Raw genomic sequence first — 15,104 nt, 5'->3', positions numbered from 1 at the left:
AATGATTCTTAAATAACCTATATAAATGTCACGATTGTTATTGTAATATACTTAATGAAGTGGCCACCATGAGGCTTGATGCCGATTCAATAAGGCAATGCTCCCTAGATATCTTGAGACAGCTGAACAGGGCTGTAGTCGGCTACCCAGATGAAAAAAGGATAGTGCTTGCAACCCTACTAGCAAATGGACATGTCTTGCTGGAGGGTGTTCCAGGCATCGCAAAGACAACCCTGGTTAAGGCGCTTGGGAAGACCCTTGGCTTGTCAGATAAAGACAAATTCACGATTAATGGTGTCCCCTTTGTGGGCTTCTCACGTATACAGTTCACGCCAGACCTCATGCCTGCCGATATAACTGGGTCCCAGATATTCAACGTTGCAAGCAGAGAGTTTGAGACAAGGTTTGGACCAATTTTTGCATACATAGTTCTAGCAGACGAGATCAACAGGGCCGTACCGAGAACACAGTCGGCGCTCTTACAGGCAATGCAGGAGAGAGAAGTCACGATCGGGGGCAAAACCTACAGGCTTGAAGACAGAGAAGCCGGCAAATTCTTCTTTGTACTTGCCACGCAGAACCCGGTCGAGCAAGAGGGCACGTATCCCCTTCCCGAGGCCCAGCTTGACAGGTTCATGGTAAGGGTGTTTATGGGTTATCCTTCTAGCCTAGAAGAGGAGAGGAAGATAAGCGAGCTACATCTTTACAGGCTGACTGAGCCACTGGAAGACCTAGAAAAAGTGGTTGAGCCTGCATGGATAATAGCGGCCCAAGAATACATTGCAAGGAACGTGAAGGTCGACAGCTCAACCCTAAACTATGCTGTGTCCCTGGTGAGGGCGACTAGGCCTGAGACCTTCGACTCTATCTCTAGGTACTTCGAGCTTGGAGCTAGCCCTAGGGCTACGATAGCCTTGCTTAGGCTCTCAAAAGTGCTTGCCACGTTAAGGGGCTCGGAGACTGTAACAGTAGAGGATATAGACCAAGCCTCTTACTACGTTCTCAACCACAGGGTTATACCAAACCTAGAGACTGTAATCGAGAGGGGCGGAGGATTTAAGGCTCGCTTATCTGTGATAAGTGAAGGCCTGGAACTCGCGAGAAAGGTGGCTAGGGGAGGCAAGTAATGGCTATAGTAGAGTTCAGCGGCGTAACCAAAAGGTTCAGGAACACGGTGGCCTTAAGAGAGGCGTCCTTCACGATTCCCGAAAGGAGCATTACTGCATTCTTGGGACCGAATGGCGCTGGTAAAACCACTTCGATGAAGCTTATCATGGGTTTTCTTAGGCCAACAAAGGGTAATTTAACTGTTTTCGGAGAAGACCCGTTTAGAAGAGAAGAAGTAAGAAAGCGAATAGGGTTTATGCCTGAGAAACCTGTCTACCCGATGGATCTGCCTGTTGAAGATTTTTTAGAGCACCTGGCAAGACTCAGGAAGGTAGGTAAGACCGACCTCAACCGCTTAGTTAGGCTCGTGGGACTCGAAAAGGTGCTTGACACAAAGATTGGCGAATTGTCAAGGGGATATATACAGCGGGTAGGCATAGCTCAGAGCCTCCTGGGAGACCCCGAGCTCCTGGTTCTAGACGAGCCAACTGCAAACCTTGACCCTGCGTCGAGGCGAGAGATTCTTGAGCTTTTAAAGCTTCTCCATAAGGAGCTGAGGGTTTCTATGATAATTTCTTCTCACATAATCCCAGAGCTCCAGGAGGTCTCAAGCTATTGTGTCTTCATCGACAAGGGTATGGTACTCGACTATGGATATTTGGGGGACCTATGGAAAAAATACATGACGGAAGCCGTCTTTACAATTGAAACACGAGACATCAATACTCTGGCCAGAATTCTTATAGAAAAGCCCTACATAAAGCTTGTCAAGAAGGTAGACAAAAGCTTGTTAGAGGTGGCGGTTGAGCCGGAATACTATAAGTCATTTGAGGGGCTCCTTTCCGAACTAGGCCAGATTGTAACCGGTTTTAGTTTTAAAACCGCCAGTCTGGGTGACCTGTATGGTAAGATCGTTGGGAGTAGATCTTAGGAAAATTTACGAACACGCCTCCTTCACGGCGAATAGATATCTGTCATCCTACGTTGTTGCAATAATCGTGTCCAACTTACTGCTGGCAGTCTTCCTCATAATTTTTGGCGCCGGGCAAACATTTTCACTGTGGCTTTACGGGCCACTCTTCATCGCAATCATTATTTATAAGATCTTCTCGAGTATCCAGGCTTCCCGCGCAGCGAGGGAAATCTCGTCAGGCGAGGCAGAGCTCTACCTGGCCCATACACTTAAGAGGACAAAATACCTTGCCAGCACGTTTCTCGTGGTAGTCTTCTTGCCGGCGCTTGTTCTTCTTTCCACATTCCTCATGATAGTAATCACCGTCGCCCCAAAAGCTTTGTCGAGCTCTACGTTATACCTTCAGCTTATCTACATCTTGGCAGAATTATCCGTCCATGGGACATTCGTTCTATTTCTAGCTATATCTGGGCGAGAAGGGCTAGCCTCCTTCCTTGGAACAATGCTTGCCTTCTTTGTTCCTCTTTTTCTCAGCATCCTGGTATCCATCATTTACTACGGTAATCTCCCACCCCAATACTACCAAGCGATGTACACAGTTACTTGGATTTTTTCATTTCTCTCTCCATACACTTACAACTATTATTACCTGATGTATACACAGTCAACGATACCTATGCCTGGACAAAACCCCCTGCCAAGTCCATGGGAAATACTCGCCTCTTCTATATTCTCTCTCATGTTCTTAGGGGGGTTGATCTTCTTGAGATTCAAAAGGAAAGATCTATAGAGGGGTGGCTAGAATGATTAAAGTTCTGCTTGTTTCTTTGGTTATTTCCTCTATAGTTGTCCTAGCTATCCTTGGATGGGCAATGCTACATGAAACCTCTGTTTATCAAAGCTTTTACACTTTGTCCTTATCTGTGGCTACTAGAAAAGCAGCTGTCTCTATTGTTGGCGACAAGGTCTGTTACCTCTATATGTACGACGTCTTTTATCAAAGCCTTCCTCTTCAGGTGCCTCCTTCCGACCTCTATGTGTACAACACATCGGTAAACAATCTGCTGGTGAATGTAAACATTTTTGCTTCTCAGCTCGGCCCGTCTAGCTCCAATATTTCCGTGAGAATTTTCGAAATAACTAAGCCTTTTTCTCTCGATGTACAGAGAATAATCAGTGCCGAAACCAGCAGTTTAAACTATTCATTCTATATTCCACTAATTTCTAGGGACGCCTACCTAGAAATAAGGAGGCAACTCGAACAAAAAGCAATAGAAAAAATAAATTGTACCCAGATAGGACTAAATGCTCCGCCTGCCTTTCTACAGTGCAAGGCCCAGAGCCTTCCACGGCTAGGCAATGTTCAAGTGGTGGAAATGTGCATAGCCCGGGACACAGTCATCAAGCCTTTCTCGTCCCCAATAAATGCTACGAGGATAGACAGGCTGATAGACATGGTAGTTAACTCGACGAAGTATGGTGTCTCCGAATCAGTTTTGAAGGAAATATCAGCAGTCCTAGATATCATCGTTGATGTGCATGCAACTATCTCCGAAAATATAATCTTACGACCACAAACAAGTCACCTACTAAGGGTCTCAGCATTTCTGGTAGTGTTTTTGGGCGGACTGTATCTCCACTATAGGCTTCGCCCAGACGAGTATAAGGAGGTGAAGCGCTTCATCAAAAAGTTGTCCCGGCTTGCCTATATGCCATGTATCGGTAGAAGAGATAGAGGAAAACAAGTATAGCTAGGATTATGCTGTTCAAAGACCTGTAAACATTAACTGTTTTCGTTATTCTGGTGTTGACCTCTACTTTCTGGATGGACTGCGTAGCTTTTTCAAGTGCAGTGTTTAGGACATCTGCAAGGCTATCGACAGTTTCCGCTACAAAGGCTTCTCCTCGGGTCTCTGAAGCTATGTACTTCATCTCGTTTATGCCCTCGTTTTCCATGCCTATAAACACTGTATAGATTGGTATCTTTTGTTCCTTGAAGCTTGCCAGTACGTCTCTATACTCTAATAAGTCGCCAGGCATGCCGTCCGAAACGAAGACAACAGACGCCGAAGCGTTCAGGTCGCGGTAGGGCTTCAGCCAGTTTAGAGCGGTCTTGAGTGGATACGTGTACATTGTGCCCCCGTCGGCAGTAGCCCAAGATACGGCATTGAGAATTAGGCTCCTGTTCATGGCTGGGGGCAACGCCTGCTTTATGGAGTGCGCGAAGTCTATGAAGCCAACATCGATGTCACTCGACAGGCTTGCTAGGAAGCTCTTTATTGCATTTTTCGCGGTTTCTAGCTTTGCGTTTTCACCCATGCTCCCAGAGGTGTCTAGAATAATTATTAGTGCAGGCCTTGTATTGAGTCTTAGCTCAGAGACCTGCTTTGATTCTAGGTAGACTTGTTCCTGTATTACTAGGTAGGGCTGTGAAAGAGCCAGAGAAAGGAGGACAGCCATTACGAGCTTGAGAGCGAGACTAGATATCCTCGTATTCTTCTTTGCGCTAGCCACCCGCCTAGAAACTACCCTCACTAGTGGATGGTAATACGTGTAGCTTTTCGAGTAGATTCTTGGGAACCAATAGTGGAAAAAGACTACTATTGGCACGAGAAGAGCTAGAGCCATAGCAAAAGCTACTGGGTTCTTTATTGCGATCATAGGCCCTCCGCCAAAGAGAGGATAAATATAGGCACCAGGAGCGCCAAGAGATAAAGCTGTACCGTGTAGTCCTTAACCGGCACCTGGAACTTTGTCTGCCCCGAGACGGCCAACGCTTCAAATTTAAGCTCCGAATATAGTCTCTCAGATACATACCTTAACGCTTCCTCTTCCCCAGAGCCCATAGAGACCCTGTAGGTAGGTATCCCGTTCTCTCTGCAGTATTGCTCCAAATCAGTGGCACGTGGATCGTTGCCGACCAGGATAAGGGCGACGGGGACCCGAGAAGACTTTATGCTCTGGAGAGCTTCTAAAGGAGATGAGCCATAATTGTATGCGCCATCCGTTATTACTAGGATAGCCGCTGGCATACGGGAAGCTCTAGCATACATGTATCCATAGATAAAGGCGTCTCCTATAGCAGAGTATTTCTTGAGATTGATACCCCTTATCTTGGCCATGCACGCATCCACTGTAGAGCTGTTTAGGGATATGCAGAGCGGCTCGACTTTGTCGCTGAAGACATAGACGTCCACGTAGTCGCCCCGGCTCGTAGCAGTGACAATTATCTTCTCCACGAGTTCAACAGCGTTACTGATTCTCGAGGGATAAGTATCCGTGTTTCCCATGCTTGCAGATATGTCCAGAAAGAGGACTAGTCTCGTCGAGGTAGCATTTATGTATAGGACGTTCTCGGGCGTAACAGTCACATATGTATAGGTCAAAACATATGGCTGTGCGGCTGCTACACATATTAAGACTGCCGTGGCAAACTTTGCAAAGACAAATAGGAGTGGCCACCTTGAACCACCAGCTTTGCCGAGACGCCTAGCCAATGTCTGGGACTTTTTTCTGCCACGTACATAGAGAAAAAGCAGGACAATTGTCGAAGCGGGTATTAGTAATAGCATTTGGGGCTCTTCGAATCCAATGCTAGTCGTCAGAGCTTGGGGGAACATAGCCTGCGCCACCACCCTGATCTCCAGATGAACTCTGACCTGAACTAATTTGCCTCTCTTGGCCGGCTGGGTTTCTGGCAACGAGTCCTATAATCGCGTTCCTAGCATTCATAATGTCGGGGGCCAAAGGTCCCGTAGCCTTTACCTTACTTGCATCATTGAGCAAGTTGCTCAATAGGTTATCTGTGCCAGGAGAATTCCCACTACACAAGATTTTCAGCAAGCTTCCGTATTTTCGTGCTGTTTCCATTAGGAGAGTGGCGTTTCTAAGAGAGTTTAGGCTTTTCCAGAGCCTCTCTTGAGAGGAGTCGATTATGCTGACATGGTTTTCGGCTACCGTAGCCTTGTTTACCTTTGATAGCGCATTGTTGGCGTTTTCTATTTGATATGTAGCGTTAAGTATCCTCAGCTCGATTTCACTGTAGCGTTCCAGAGCCTCGTCTATTCTACACCTAGCCAGGAGCGCTAGAGCCTCCTTTAGCTCTTTCCCCGTATTGTTTAGTGATACAAGTGCCAGTGAAGAATTAGACGAGGCCTCAGCAACGTATAGATAGCTCCTGGCCACTTGTACAATGAAAGTATCCATAGAGCCGTATGCATGAGACAAGTTGTCAACATACATCTCAAGCTTGTTTCTGTTTGTAACGGCTTCCTCTGGGGTAAAGTCCAGAGCTTGGATTGGGTAGCCAGCTAGCTCCGACTCGATAGCTAGAGCCGACTTGTTAAGATACATAACGGCCTTAACGTATTCCTCGAGAACATTTATATTTGGCCTGCTCGGCACAATTGGCCAATAGCTGTAAATGATATATAGAGACGCGAGAACCATCGCTAGGAGAGAAAAAACAACAGAGATATCGAGGGGTAGCTTTTCTTTCCGAACCACTTCAAATCTAAGATTACAGCCAAGTAATACATATATAATCTTGACTTCAAAGCAACCTAAGTTAGAGCGACATGTGAGACTCATTTCACTCTTTGTGGAATCGTAAATGTTTGAATGTCGCGCTCAATTGTTAACAGAACTTCCCAGGAGGAAAATAAAGCCCCATTAGTAAAAGTATTCCTGTTTTTTGATACATTTAGGGTTGAAGAATCTTCGTCATGTATGGCGAGTCCCTGGGTCTCGTATAGCCGTGTTTTCTATAGTATTCCCTCGCACCTACACCTGACAAGACAAGCATCTTGGTTCTGTCGTATTCCTCCAAGGCTATTCTTTCGGCTTCTTTTAGGAGCTTGGAGCCCCAGCCCTTGTGTTGCCACGCCTCTTCGTCGTACCCGCCTATTGGTACCTCTGGGCCGTAGACGTGTAGCTCCCTTATGATCGCGGTTCTGCCGTCTATTTCCCAGCGGTGCGCGTATTGGGAGGGAATCCTCATCCTTATGAGCCCTACGAGGACGTTGTTTTCCGGGTCCTCTGCGGCGAGGAAAATTTCTTCGCCCATGCTTGCTTGGTATGTTTCCCTTGTTATCCTTATTTCCTTGGGGACTATACCTCTCCTTATCTGGCGGCTGACCTCCCTGTACCTAATGTCGTTGATTGTGATCCCCTTCTCTATCGCTTTTCTCTCGACGAGCTCGCGCAGGTTTGACTTTTTAGGCCCCGCTATTATCTGGTTAGCTGGGACGTCGCGTTGAACCCTTATTACGCGGACCCAACGTGGAATGTACCTGTACATCTCGGAGATGAGTTCTGCTGCCTCCTCGTCGGTCAACGGCTTGTAGAGACCTCTTCTCCATTGCTCGTAGAGGCCTGTACCCTCCATGACGAGGGTTGGGTAGATCTTTAGCATGTCTGGCATGAAGTCTGGATTGCTGAAGATTTCTCTAACCATCTCTATGTCCCTATCAAAGTTGGATCCCGGCAGACCCGGCATAATGTGGTATACGACCTTGAAGCCCGCGTCCTTCAGTATGCGCGTCGCCTCTACGACCTCTTTTACCCCGTGGCCCCGGTTGACCCTTTTCAGGACGTCTTCGTGGATGCTCTGGACTCCGATCTCTATTTTTGTGGCGCCCAGATAGAGGAACCAGTCTGCGTCCCCCTCTCTGGCCCAGTCCGGCCTGGTCTCGATTGTCAGCCCGACGACCCTGATTTGTGCGGTCTCGTTTCGTAGCTGGGCCTCCTCTAGGCTCGGCAGTTCTTCAGGTGGATCCTCGGGGTACCTGTTGAAGGCCTCAAACATCCTCGTGACGAACCATACCTGGTAGTCTCGGGGCATGGCGTTGAAGGTCCCGCCCATAATTACTACCTCTGCCTTGCTGGGGAGATGTCCCATGGCCTGGTACTGTTTGAGCCTGAGCTTTACCTGTAGGTATGGGTCGAAGCCAGCATGTATCGCCCTCATTAGTGCAGGCTCGTTGCCAACATAGCTTTGGGGTGTGCCCTTGTCTGGTCCCCCGGGACAGTAGAGGCATTTTCCATGTGGACATGGGTAGGGCTTAGCCATGACTGCGAAGACGTGGACCCCTGAGAGCATCCTTGTAGGCTTGATGGGCTTCTTTACAGCCTCCTGCATAACTCCCATATGATAATTGTACATGCCGGCTTTAAAGGTTAAACCAAAACGTTGTTCATGAATGGATGTATTGCTCTCTACGGGTCGCCACAGGCAATTTCTTGGTGATGTACCTTTGTAAGACTAGACCGAAAATTAATATTGCAATTGTGAAGCTGATAGAGACAGCTAGAAGAGCTTCTCCATTAGCAAAGTAGAAGAGTTGCGGATAGGTAGCCAAGTACGGGAGATAGAGTGCTGGGCTTCCCTCTGGATTGCTTTTCGCTATTTGTGTGTATAGGAGCGTAGCAACAAAGGATACGGTAAACCAGCCTACAAAGTTTAACATGGGTATTCCAAACCATGACCCAGTATCGAGCCATTCCCAAAAGCCAGCACTAACCATGGCAGGGTCTATGGCGAGGTCTAACAGAACCATGAGTAGGGATGCCAGTACGAGCCTTCTCCACTTGTCTCTCGTCAGGGGTAGTGACGCGAGATATGATGTGTAGAGGTACGTTCCCCATGCAATGATGATTGGGATAGGTACGTTAAAAAGCGTAGCGTTCCTGAATCTTAGATACCTGTAGCGTCCAAACGGGACGCCGAAGCTTAGCCCCAGAAACTCTGAAAAGAATCCTACCAGTGAGCCGAGTATTACGAGTAGGGGCGCCTCTTTCCACTCTTTATATGCGGCGAGTAAAGATGCTACGAGGAATCCAAGCAACAGGGTCTCGCCGACTTGCCTGGGAAGAAACAGCGCAAATGTAAAAGACAATAGGTAGCCCGTTCCAAGGAGAATAGCGGCTAAGGCGAGTCTACCAGCCATAGATCTAAAAAGGTGCGAGAAAATATTAGTAATTTTCTACTTTGAAAAAAGTCATTGTTATATCTTGGCAGCGCCGTACCTCATTGCTTCTCCTATGTATTTCTGTGTAAACACATATATCGCTATGATTGGTATAGCGAAGAGAAGGGTTCTAGCCGCAAAGTCGCTCCAGAAAATTGTCTGGCCTGTCGCAGTGGCATAGACGTATGCGGCCAGGGTCTCCACCCTTAGGAAGTTTGCAATGATGAATTCTCCCCAGGCGCCCATAAAGGCGAAGAGCGCGATGACCACCATTGTTGGCTTCGAGGCGGGAAGGACTACGTCGAATATTATTTGTCTCCAGTTGGCGCCGTCAATGAACGCGGACTCGTCTATCTCCCTCGGCAAGGCGTCCAGGTAGTTTTTGACCATCCAGGTCTGGAATGGTACTGCTCCCGCGGTATAGATAGCCGCCAAGACGACTGGGTTCCCGATGACTGGTAACCCGAGCTGGTTGAGTTTTAGCAACATTACGTAGAGCGCTATGACTGCGGCCACACCGAATCCTCCACCGACCTGGTTCATTACCAGGTATGCTACCAGCAACGTGTCCCTGCCTGGGAACCTGAACCTTGAAAATGCATAGGCAGCTGGAGTAATCACTACGAGAGCAAATATTATGTTTATGAGTGCTACTAGGAGGCTGAGGAGCGTGTCGTTAATGAATCGTGGGTCGCTTATAGCCTTTACATAGTGCTCTAACGACAGTCCGGCCTTTGCTACTTGCGAAATGTCTGTTACGATCATTTGTCCCCTTACGAGGCTTGACAGCAAGGCAAAGAGAACTGGGTATAATAGGATAAAGACGATTAGTGCACCGAAGGTTGTCAAGACTATTGATGCTACAAATCGGTACCAGTACCTTCCGACCATCACATACCACCTGGAGTCGTCCTCTTGTAGATTAGGAAGTACCATATGAGCGCGTATATGAACAGTATGGCTACAACTACGAGGTAAGCCGCTGCTGACAATCCGTATAGCTGGTCTAGGTAGGCCCTATTGTAGCCGAAGAGAACAATCATCTCGTTTACGCCTCCGGTCGTCCGTGGGAACCACAAGAACTGGATGTCCTTTGTTGGTCCTCCATTGTTTATGAGTAGAGGAACCATGAATGCCTGTAAAGATGCTCCAGCCGTCAGTATGCTGGCGAATAGTACTGGCCTAGAGATTAGGGGTAGCATTATGTCTTTAAATCTCTGCCAGACAGATGCACCGTCAACCATCGCGGACTCAATGAGCTCCTTAGGTATAGAGGTGATAGCGGCCATCGTGACAGTCATTATGAATGGATAGGCTAGCCACATTTCCACGATGTTGTAGGCCAGGAAGGCGTCCCACTCCCTGTTATAGATGTTTATGTCGATGCCAAGGCCTTTAAGGAAGTACCACAATGGACCCATCTGTGGGGCCATAAACATTCTCCACGTTGTGACAGAGAGGAGCACGGGCAACGCCCAAGGGACAAGCAAAGCCGCCCTCATTATTTTTCTCCCATAGATGAGCTCTGACGAGAAGAGGAAAGCCAGGAAGACTCCGACCGCTACCTTTAATGGCACGCTTGTAAGGACAAAAAGAAGTGTCTTGTATATTGAGTTAGGGAACCTCGAATCCGAGAAAAGGGTTTCAAAGTTCTTGAGGCCAACAAAGTGCATGGATATTTTGTCTATCTCCTCGTCTAGGCCTTTAGTAGCAGACGCGACAAAAGAGTCATAGTTTGTCTCGATTTGCCTTAGCATGTCTCTAGCCGTCTGTAGAAGTGACAGGGCTTGGTCTATTTTTGGGACAACGCTTGTCCTGAGCTGTGCGAGGTCGTCCTCGGTCAGGATAAGCTTAAATCCTACTATTTTGTCGATGTCCGCCCAGATGCCTCCATCAATAAGGGTAACAGCCTTGGAGACAACATCGCCTAGATTGGCATAGTAGTAGAGAAAAGTTGTGTTACTCGTTATTATGTTTGAGGCATATGCAAGAGCATTGTCAGTGGTGCCTCTTATCTCGGAGATCTTCGCAACTGAAAAGTTCTGAGGCGTAGAGGACTGTATAATTTGTTTCAGCGTAAGCAAGGAGGAATAGGCATTCCCGAGATAATTATCTACTGCATAAACCTGTTTCAAAACGTTTTCCCGGTTATTCTGGAGATAGTTGATTATGTTGGCGCGCTGTGCCTGGAGTTCACGTATCCTGGGCTCAGAGGCTATGTTGTAATTGTTGGCGTCTGTAAAGGCAACATAGATCGAGTATGCTATTGGCCATATTGAGAAGAAGAGGTACATGGCCAGACTCAGGAAGATAAGCATGAAAGCTACGTGTGAGGGATACAAACCTTTACTCTTGGACTTGGCCATAAAAAAACCTCTTTATCTTATTATTCTTCCCTTGTCTAGACTTTAACTCTTTATTTTTGCTAGGATCTTTGCCTGTGCATCGTTAAGTAGCTGGCTCAGCGCCTGGACAGCGGCGTCGGGACCCTTCTCATTGTAGGTTGTCAACACTGAGTTTAGAACGTCGGAGACTGGAGCCCAGACGTACTGCATGTTCGCGGATTTGGGCATTGGAACGCTGTTTGAGACTGACTGTGCAAAGCCGAGGGTTGTCGGGTACTTGTCTGCATTAGCTTGTAGGTATTGTAGTATGGATAGCTTTACTGGGATGTATCCCGCGTCGACCAGGGTCTTCAATGTGTCATCGTTGAGTGTGAACCACATCGAGAATAGGATGGATGCATAGAGCCTGTTCTTGTCGTTGGCAACGACACTCGTGATCCATAGTAGCTTGATTCCAGAGAAGGGCCTCGGAGTCTTCCCGTCGATTGATGGAATCGGGTACACAACAGTGTTTGGAATCGTTTCCTTGATTGTCTTTATGTTCCATGGGCCCGTAACCATGCATGGGGTTCTCTTTTCGAGGAGTATTTTGAGCTGGGTCTCCATGCCTGTGTCAGACGTATACATGTACTTCATAACGTGGGTGATGTAGAACTTTAGCCCCTCGAGGGTGCCAGTTGTGTTGACTCCGGCCGTGTTCTTGTCGTCGTCATAGTAGAAGCCTCCAAATGCGGTAACAAATGGGTAGACGTGGTAGGGGTCAATCTGGTAGGCTATACCATACGTGTTCTTAGATGGGTTGTACCATTGTTGCATTATTTTCTCGTAGTCGCTCCAGGTCTGTGGAGCCGTCGGTACAAAGTCCTTGTTACATACGAGGGCTATTGCTTCTGCCGCCCATGGGAAGCCGTAGAAGTGTAGCTTGTAGACGCCGCTTGAATAGGCAGAAGCCATGTATTGTTGCTTGAGGTCTGTCAGGGTCTCAACTGGGAGATACTGGTCAAGCGCGATTATTGTCCCGCTGTCCGCCAGGTCTCCCGTCCAGTCATGTGCCCAAGTAAACACGTGGGCGGTGTTCTCGATGTCCCCTGTCAAGACGCCTGCCTTTACCTGTTCCTTCAGGTTCTGGACATTTGTATATTTGATAGTTATCCCCGGATACTCTTTCTGGAATTTGTCTATGACCTGTTTCATTACTTGGACTTCCCAGTCACTCATCCCAGTCCAGAAGTTTATTGTGACCTTTACTTGTCCAGCTTTAGCTTTCTGGACAAAGTCGTAGAAGTCGCTGGGGACTCTTATCTGGCTTGTTCCAATAGTGAGTGTTTGGAGAGTTGGGCCAGAAGGCTGCTGGGGCTGTGATGGCTGTGAGGGCTGCTGGGGCTGGGAAGGCTGGCTCGGCTGGGAGGGTTGACTAGGTTGCGAGGGCTGAGAGGGTTGAGTAGGTTGGCTTGGCTGTGTGGGCTGTGGAGATGGGGGCAGGGTTAGGTAATATGCGCCTATTATGCCGACAGCTACAATGACGAGAACAATTGCTATGAGCACGTTTCTACTTATGTTCATGTTTCCACCTGCAGTTAAATATTTGTTGGGCTTCCATAAATAAATTTCTTTGCTAAAACTTTATAATACCAAAATTGTTCAACGATTAACACGATCTATGAATACTTAAAGCCTTAATTTATAGACTATTATACCCTAAGGGTCTAAGCCGTGTACAAGGTGATAGGACGCGAAAAGCTAGGAGATAAGAGACTAGGCAGATACATTGTGGAGTTTTCTTGCAGGTGGCCGCAAGAGGCAAGCTTCCTTTATCTTGTCTCCACTTTTACTTCTTACTTTCCAGGAAGGATAGAAATGAAGAGAGAAGAAAGTCGTGGAAAAGCCATCGTAAAGCTTTGGGAAGGAGTGTATCCATACAGGTTTGCATCGACTTGTGGAGCCAGCTTTCTAGACGAGGAAAACACATTAAAAGAAACGTTGAAGCCTTGGCCTGACAGCGACTATACGGCAGAGTTCTCGCTGGCAATGATTGGCGTGGAAGAATTCATTAAGGCCTCGAGGGAGGAAAAAGCACCTCCAGAGCTCATAATACATGACGAAAACGATCCAGCCTTTATCAGCCACTACCTAGGCGACACGATTATTAGGCTAAAGGCTCCAAGGAACACCCTAAGGGGAGCCTACATAGAAACAAGTAAAGGAAAAGTTGTCCAAATGGAGAAGTTTCATAGCAACAAATTTGTTGACTATTTCCAAGGAAGGGTGGCTGGCAGGGTAGACGCATACAGGTTTCTACTTAGGCTTGAGGACGGAGACGCCGTTTATGGAAAGAATGGCGTAGGGGATGAAGAATACATTTATCCTGTCACTATTAGAGGAGTAGATCATGCTGAATGGTTTCTCGGTGCAACTTACTATTTGATTTTTCCGGACAGCTTTACACGTGAAAAAAAGGTGATACAGGGGGACAGGCCTAGAACAAGGCTAGGCGGAAAAATAAAAGATATTACGCTTAGCCTCGACCATATAGCCTCGCTCGGCGTCGACGCTATATATCTCACACCCATCTACAAGGCCCAGAGTTATCACCGTTACGACGTGATCGATCACTTTTCACTTGACGACGACATTGGAACATGGGAAGACTGGGAGGAACTTGTTCGTGAATCAGAAAAAAGAAACATAAAGGTTGTTGTAGACGTTGTCGCCCACCATGTATCGCCATGTAGCAATGAGTTCAGAGAAGCGATTCTAAACGAGAACTCGAGGTACAAGGGGTGGTTCAGGTTTAACCGTGAGCCCGAGCCCGGTGAGCTCGAAGCCTTAAGAAAACTGGTGTCAGGGGGCTGTGACAAGCCTTCAAGCGATCTTTTGGGAAAAAAGCCTTTCTACGAGACGTTTTTCTGCAACTGGTTCATGGCTAAGCTTAACTACTCGAACCCTGAAGTCAAAGAGAGACTAGTTAAGCTGGCACATTTCTGGCTCGAGAAGGGTGCTAGGGGATTTAGGATAGATGTTGGACACGCTATCCCAGATGATGCCATGCAGTTTTTCTATGAAAAGGTAAAAGAGAAGTGTCCCAGCTGTCCAGTAATACTCGAGATCACGAATGGCGATAGCCTTTACCCATTAGGCATCACGGCCGACTCAGCGATGAATTACGACCTCAGGGCACTCCTGCTAGACTTTTTCATAAACAAGTCCATCGATGCCTATAGCTTTGTTGAGGGTGTAAAGAATCTTTACGTCGACATGCCACTCTACGCCGCAAACTCCATGTACAACCTGCTTGGTAGCCACGACACACCCCGAATAGCGACACTTGCAGAAAAGTGCGGAGAAAAATGCCTGAAAGCCTTGTATGTTGCAATGTTTCTCCTTCCGGGCTCGCCCTCAATATATTATGGGGACGAATTCGGGATGAAGGGGGGACATGACCCAAACAACAGGATGCCTATAACATGGAACTCCAACGAGTGGAACATTGAACTGCTTGAACTTATACGCAAACTCTCGGAGCTGAGAAAGAAGTTTCTCTCGGTAAAGTATGGATTCTTCGACGCCGAGCCCCTCAACACGGAGGCAGTAAAAATAACTAGGTGGATGGACTCCGAGGAAGTCCTCCTAATAATAAACCGTGAAGGAAATATAGAGGTAACGCTAAAAGAAGAATACACGGAGCTTAACAGTGACAGGAGAACTAGAAGAATAGAGCTGGATCCCTATTCCTGGGTGATACTCTACAAGAAAAAAATAAAAGAAAAATAA

Annotated in this window: 13 protein-coding genes; 5 read left to right on the top strand and 8 right to left on the bottom strand. The window is 47.3% G+C overall.

The genetic code is table 11. From position 1 onward, the window contains the following. The first annotated feature begins 68 nt into the window (after window positions 1–68). From N186_RS08105 to N186_RS08090, 4 genes are read left to right on the top strand one after another with little or no spacing between them, the layout of a single operon-like run. Window positions 69–1,127 carry an AAA family ATPase gene (locus N186_RS08105; protein WP_020963321.1) on the top strand — a complete coding sequence of 353 codons (1,059 nt, stop codon included), beginning with the start codon at window positions 69–71 and terminating at the stop codon, window positions 1,125–1,127. Continuing rightward, window positions 1,127–2,038, top strand: coding sequence for an ABC transporter ATP-binding protein (locus N186_RS08100; protein WP_020963320.1), 912 nt, complete (start codon window positions 1,127–1,129; stop codon window positions 2,036–2,038). The genes N186_RS08105 and N186_RS08100 overlap by 1 nt, the downstream gene beginning before the upstream one ends. Further along, window positions 2,010–2,810: a hypothetical protein gene (locus N186_RS08095; protein WP_020963319.1), complete on the top strand. Its 801-nt coding sequence runs from the start codon at window positions 2,010–2,012 to the stop codon at window positions 2,808–2,810. Before N186_RS08100 ends, N186_RS08095 begins: the two co-directional genes overlap by 29 nt. Window positions 2,811–2,823: 13 nt before the next feature. Next, complete coding sequence (locus N186_RS08090) at window positions 2,824–3,771, top strand: hypothetical protein (protein ID WP_148682166.1); 948 nt, start codon at window positions 2,824–2,826, stop codon at window positions 3,769–3,771. Here N186_RS08090 and N186_RS08085 read toward each other — a convergent pair. From N186_RS08085 to N186_RS08050, 8 genes are all read right to left on the bottom strand, one after another. Further along, window positions 3,704–4,681: a vWA domain-containing protein gene (locus tag N186_RS08085; RefSeq protein ID WP_020963317.1), complete on the bottom strand. Its 978-nt coding sequence runs from the start codon at window positions 4,679–4,681 to the stop codon at window positions 3,704–3,706. The genes N186_RS08090 and N186_RS08085 overlap by 68 nt on opposite strands. Further along, complete coding sequence (locus tag N186_RS08080; RefSeq protein ID WP_020963316.1) at window positions 4,678–5,640, bottom strand: vWA domain-containing protein; 963 nt, start codon at window positions 5,638–5,640, stop codon at window positions 4,678–4,680. Before N186_RS08080 ends, N186_RS08085 begins: the two co-directional genes overlap by 4 nt. Next, complete coding sequence (locus N186_RS08075) at window positions 5,615–6,526, bottom strand: hypothetical protein (protein ID WP_020963315.1); 912 nt, start codon at window positions 6,524–6,526, stop codon at window positions 5,615–5,617. The genes N186_RS08080 and N186_RS08075 overlap by 26 nt, the downstream gene beginning before the upstream one ends. 196 nt (window positions 6,527–6,722) lie before the next feature. Then, window positions 6,723–8,159 carry an elongator complex protein 3 gene (locus N186_RS08070; protein WP_052885705.1) on the bottom strand — a complete coding sequence of 479 codons (1,437 nt, stop codon included), beginning with the start codon at window positions 8,157–8,159 and terminating at the stop codon, window positions 6,723–6,725. A 55-nt stretch (window positions 8,160–8,214) separates the two neighbouring features. Next, entirely contained in the window at window positions 8,215–8,967 is a 753-nt protein-coding gene (locus tag N186_RS08065) for a carotenoid biosynthesis protein (RefSeq protein ID WP_020963313.1), read from the bottom strand. Between the two features lie 57 nt (window positions 8,968–9,024). After that, window positions 9,025–9,879: an ABC transporter permease subunit gene (locus N186_RS08060; RefSeq protein WP_020963312.1), complete on the bottom strand. Its 855-nt coding sequence runs from the start codon at window positions 9,877–9,879 to the stop codon at window positions 9,025–9,027. Further along, window positions 9,879–11,354, bottom strand: coding sequence for a carbohydrate ABC transporter permease (locus tag N186_RS08055; RefSeq protein ID WP_020963311.1), 1,476 nt, complete (start codon window positions 11,352–11,354; stop codon window positions 9,879–9,881). The genes N186_RS08060 and N186_RS08055 overlap by 1 nt, the downstream gene beginning before the upstream one ends. 42 nt (window positions 11,355–11,396) lie before the next feature. Continuing rightward, complete coding sequence (locus N186_RS08050) at window positions 11,397–12,896, bottom strand: extracellular solute-binding protein (protein ID WP_020963310.1); 1,500 nt, start codon at window positions 12,894–12,896, stop codon at window positions 11,397–11,399. A gap of 150 nt (window positions 12,897–13,046) precedes the next feature. On the opposite strand from N186_RS08050, the gene N186_RS08045 reads away from it, so the two are divergent. Next, window positions 13,047–15,104 carry an alpha-amylase family glycosyl hydrolase gene (locus N186_RS08045; protein WP_020963309.1) on the top strand — a complete coding sequence of 686 codons (2,058 nt, stop codon included), beginning with the start codon at window positions 13,047–13,049 and terminating at the stop codon, window positions 15,102–15,104.

The organism is Thermofilum adornatum (assembly GCF_000446015.1).
Lineage (GTDB): Archaea > Thermoproteota > Thermoprotei > Thermofilales > Thermofilaceae > Thermofilum > Thermofilum adornatum.
This window is presented reverse-complemented; position numbering and strand designations above follow the sequence as displayed.